Below are 3,777 nucleotides of genomic sequence, written 5' to 3'. Positions count from 1 at the left end.
TCGACCGCCGCCCCGAGCCCCACCGCGCTGCCCGCCGGGGATCCCGCGGCCGACGCCCAGGCGGCCGGGCGCGTCCTGGAGACGCTGCTTGCCGAGGAGACGGCCGCAGCGGGGACACCGCAGGACGAGGCCCCGGCTGTGCTGTCCTCGTCGGCGGGCGTGCTGCGCCTGACCGCGGTCGTCACCCAGACCACCGCGGCCCGGCTCGAGCTCGAGTCGATCACGGACCTCAACGGCCGGTGCGAGTCGCTCACCGCCGTCGCACCCCCGCCCCTGACCGCCGCGGCGGATCCGGACGCGGCCACGGCCCTGCGCGCCCGCCTGGACCGGCTCGCCGGCTGTCGACCCGAGACCTGGCTGGCCGACACCGAGGACCCGAGCGCCGCCGTCGTCGCGGATGAGGCCCAGGTCGCGCTGCTGACCCGCACGGATCCGGAGATCGACGCGAACTCGCTCGTCCCGCTCGAGGACGACGGCCGCGTGCTCCCGGAGGGGCGGCTGACCGCCGTCGGCTCCGCCGCGACGCTGGATGACGACGCCGAGCGGCGCATCGCCGAGGTGATGTCCGCCCTCGACGGCGACGGTCTGCGGGAGCTCGAACGGCTCACCACGGGCGCCGACCCGCTTCCCCTCGCCGAGGCCGCGCAGTACTGGCTGGTGGACCATGGCCTGGAGGACGCGCCTGAGGACTGGTTCGTGCCCCGCGGCTCCTGGTTCTGAGCCCGCACGGATGCGGGGCGCCGGCCCGCGTCGCACGAGCGCGACTGTGATGCACACCGCCCGGGGGTGCCATGATGGAGGGCATGCCGACCCCGCGTCCCCGCCAGATCCGCCAGTCCGCCAAGCTGCTGAACGTCCGCTACGACGTGCGCGGCCCCATCCTGGAGGAGGCGCAGCGGATGGAGGCCGCGGGCCACCGGATCATGAAGCTGAACATCGGCAACCCGGCCCCGTTCGGCTTCGAGGCGCCGGACGCCGTCCTGGCGGCGATGCACCAGCACCTGCCGCACGCGCAGGGCTACTCGGACTCCAAGGGCATCTACTCGGCGCGCATCGCCGTCTCGCAGTACTACGAGTCCCGGGGCATCCGGGACATCGGCGTGGACGACGTGTTCATCGGCAACGGCGTCTCCGAGATGATCACCATGGTCCTCACGGCCCTGGTCGACGACGGCGACGAGATCCTCGTCCCCTCGCCCGACTACCCGCTGTGGACCGGCGCCACCACCCTGGCCGGGGGCCGAGCGGTGCACTACCGCTGCGTCGAGGAGGAGGGCTGGGAGCCCGACCTCGAGCACATCGAGTCCCTCGTCACGGAGCGCACCAAGGGCATCGTCCTGATCAACCCGAACAACCCCACCGGCGCGGTCTACTCCCGCGCCGTGCTGCAGGGCATCGTGGACGTCGCCCGCCGCCACAACCTCGTCCTCATGGCGGACGAGATCTACGAGAAGATCACCTACGACGGCGCCCGCCACATCAACGCCGCCGGCCTGTCCGACGACGTGCTCACCCTGACGTTCTCCGGCCTGTCCAAGGCGTACCGGGTGGCGGGCTACCGCTCCGGCTGGGTGGCCGTGTCCGGGCCGAAGCACCGGGCCGCCGACTTCCTCGAGGGCCTGACCCTGCTGGCCAACATGCGGATGTGCGCCAACGTGCCCGCGCAGCACGCCATCCAGGTGGCACTGGGCGGCTACCAGTCCATCGACGACCTCGTCCTGCCCGGCGGTCGGCTGCTCGAGCAGCGCAACCTCGCCCAGGACCGCCTGAACGCCATCCCCGGCGTGTCCGTGCAGCCGGCCCACGGCGCCCTCTACCTGTTCCCGCGGCTGGACCCGGAGGTCTACGCGATCGACGACGACGAGGCGTTCGTCATCGAGCTGCTGCGGGCGAAGAAGATCCTCGTCTCGCACGGCGGGGCGTTCAACTACCCGCACAGCGACCACTTCCGGCTCGTCACGCTGCCCAGCGTGAAGGACCTGGACGTGGCCCTGGACCGTCTCGAGGACTTCCTCGAGGACTGGAGGGAGCGCCATGGCTGACACCCCGGTCACCGAGGCGGGCCGACCCGCCCGTGCCACCGACGACGACGGCGTCTTCGACGCCCCCGCGCGGGAGCTGTTCGCCGCCCGCCGTGGAGACGAGGTCCGGGGCCCGGCCGACGTCGACGCCGCCGCGACGCCCGGCTACGGCGGGGACAAGGCGAAGGGCAAGAAGGACCTGGCCGCGCGCGGCCGGGCGCTCGCCGACCTGCAGGAGCTGCTGTTCGCCCAGTCGGTGCGCCACGCGCCCGTGGGGGAGGTGCCGTCCCTGCTGGTGATCCTGCAGGGCATGGACACCGCCGGCAAGGGCGGGATCATGCGCCACGTGATCGGGGCGATGGATCCGCTGGGCGTCCACGTGCACGCGTTCAAGGCGCCGACCCCGGAGGAGCGCGCCCACGACTTCCTGTGGCGCATCCGACCGCACCTGCCGCGGCCCGGCCTGGTCTCCGTGTTCGACCGGTCGCACTACGAGGATGTGCTCGTGCACCGCGTGCGCGGGCTCTCCCCTCTGGCCGAGGTGGAGGAGCGCTACGGGGCCATCCGCGAGTTCGAGGCGGCCGTGCGCGCCGCGGGGACACGGATCGTCAAGGTGATGCTGCGGATCTCGCCGGAGGAGCAGGCCAAGCGCCTGCTGGCCCGCCTGGACGACCCCACGAAGCACTGGAAGTTCAGCGAGAGCGATCTCGATGACCGCGCGTACTGGGACCAGTACATGGACGCGTACCGGATCGCGATCGAGCGGACGGACACCGAGGACGCGCCGTGGTTCATCGTGCCGGCGGACCGCAAGTGGTTCGCGCGGCTGGCGGTGCAGCAGCTGATCATCGAGACCCTGCAGGGGATGGGGCTGGACTGGCCGAAGGCCGACTTCGACGTCGCGGCCGCCCGCCGTCGCCTGCTGGCGGGCTGAGCGCCGCCGTCGTCGCGCTGGGCGGGCAGTGGTGGCCGGACCTTGCCAAGCACGGGGTCGCGGTGAGTCGATGTACGGACACCGGGCGCCGCAGAGGCGCTCCGGATCCGATCCGAAAGGTGGACCCATGACTGAGAACGCCAACCAGAATGCCCCGCTGACCGGCAAGACCGTCGCGTTCCTCGCGACCAACGGCGTCGAGCAGGTCGAGCTGACCTCCCCGTGGGAGGCCGTGATCGCCGCCGGCGCGACCCCCGTGCTCGTCTCGCCGGAGTCCGGCACCATCACCGCGATGCAGTCCGACTGGGATCACGGCGAGTCCTTCGACGTGAACACGACGGTGAAGGACGCCAAGGCCGAGGACTTCGACGGCCTCGTGATGCCGGGCGGCACCCTGAACGCGGACGCCATGCGCGTCAACAAGGACGCCCAGGCGTTCGTGCGTGCCTTCTTCGAGCAGCACAAGCCGGTGGCGGCCATCTGCCACGCCCCGTGGACCCTGATCGAGGCCGGCGTCGTGGAGGGCCGCCGCCTGACCAGCTACCCGTCCCTGAAGACTGACCTGAAGAACGCGGGCGCCCAGTGGGTGGACGAGGAGGTCGTCGTGGACAACGGGCTGACCACCTCGCGCTCCCCGGACGATCTCGACGCCTTCAACGCCAAGGTCGTGGAGGAGCTGAGCGAGGGCAAGCACGAGGACCAGACCGCCTGACCGACGTCGGGCGCGAGTCGCGTGGGGGCGGGGGCCGGTGGCCCCCGCCCCCACCGTTTCCCGAACGAAAGCGGGGCGGAGGCCGCCGTTTCCCGAACGAAAGTGGGGGG

At 72.0% G+C, this 3,777-nt stretch carries 4 protein-coding genes; all 4 read left to right on the top strand.

Annotation, left to right across the window (positions count from 1 at the left end):
• A partial coding sequence (locus tag HMPREF3105_RS03110; RefSeq protein ID WP_305791321.1) for a glycine betaine ABC transporter substrate-binding protein occupies positions 1–720 on the top strand: 720 nt, incomplete at its 5' end.
• Positions 721–803: 83 nt separating this feature from the next.
• Positions 804–2,042: a pyridoxal phosphate-dependent aminotransferase gene (locus tag HMPREF3105_RS03105; RefSeq protein ID WP_070708759.1), complete on the top strand. Its 1,239-nt coding sequence runs from the start codon at positions 804–806 to the stop codon at positions 2,040–2,042.
• Positions 2,035–2,955, top strand: a complete 921-nt coding sequence (locus tag HMPREF3105_RS03100; RefSeq protein ID WP_020626867.1) for a PPK2 family polyphosphate kinase — start codon at positions 2,035–2,037, stop codon at positions 2,953–2,955. Before HMPREF3105_RS03105 ends, HMPREF3105_RS03100 begins: the two co-directional genes overlap by 8 nt.
• Positions 2,956–3,082: 127 nt before the next feature.
• The gene (locus HMPREF3105_RS03095) at positions 3,083–3,667 is read left to right on the top strand and encodes a type 1 glutamine amidotransferase domain-containing protein (RefSeq protein ID WP_010080458.1); all 585 of its coding nucleotides are present in this window, start codon (positions 3,083–3,085) and stop codon (positions 3,665–3,667) included.
• Positions 3,668–3,777 lie beyond the last annotated feature (110 nt).

This window comes from Micrococcus sp. HMSC31B01 (genome assembly GCF_001816085.1).
Classification (GTDB): domain Bacteria; phylum Actinomycetota; class Actinomycetes; order Actinomycetales; family Micrococcaceae; genus Micrococcus; species Micrococcus luteus.
Note: the sequence above shows the minus strand (reverse complement) of the source record. Positions and strands in the feature narration are given on the sequence as shown.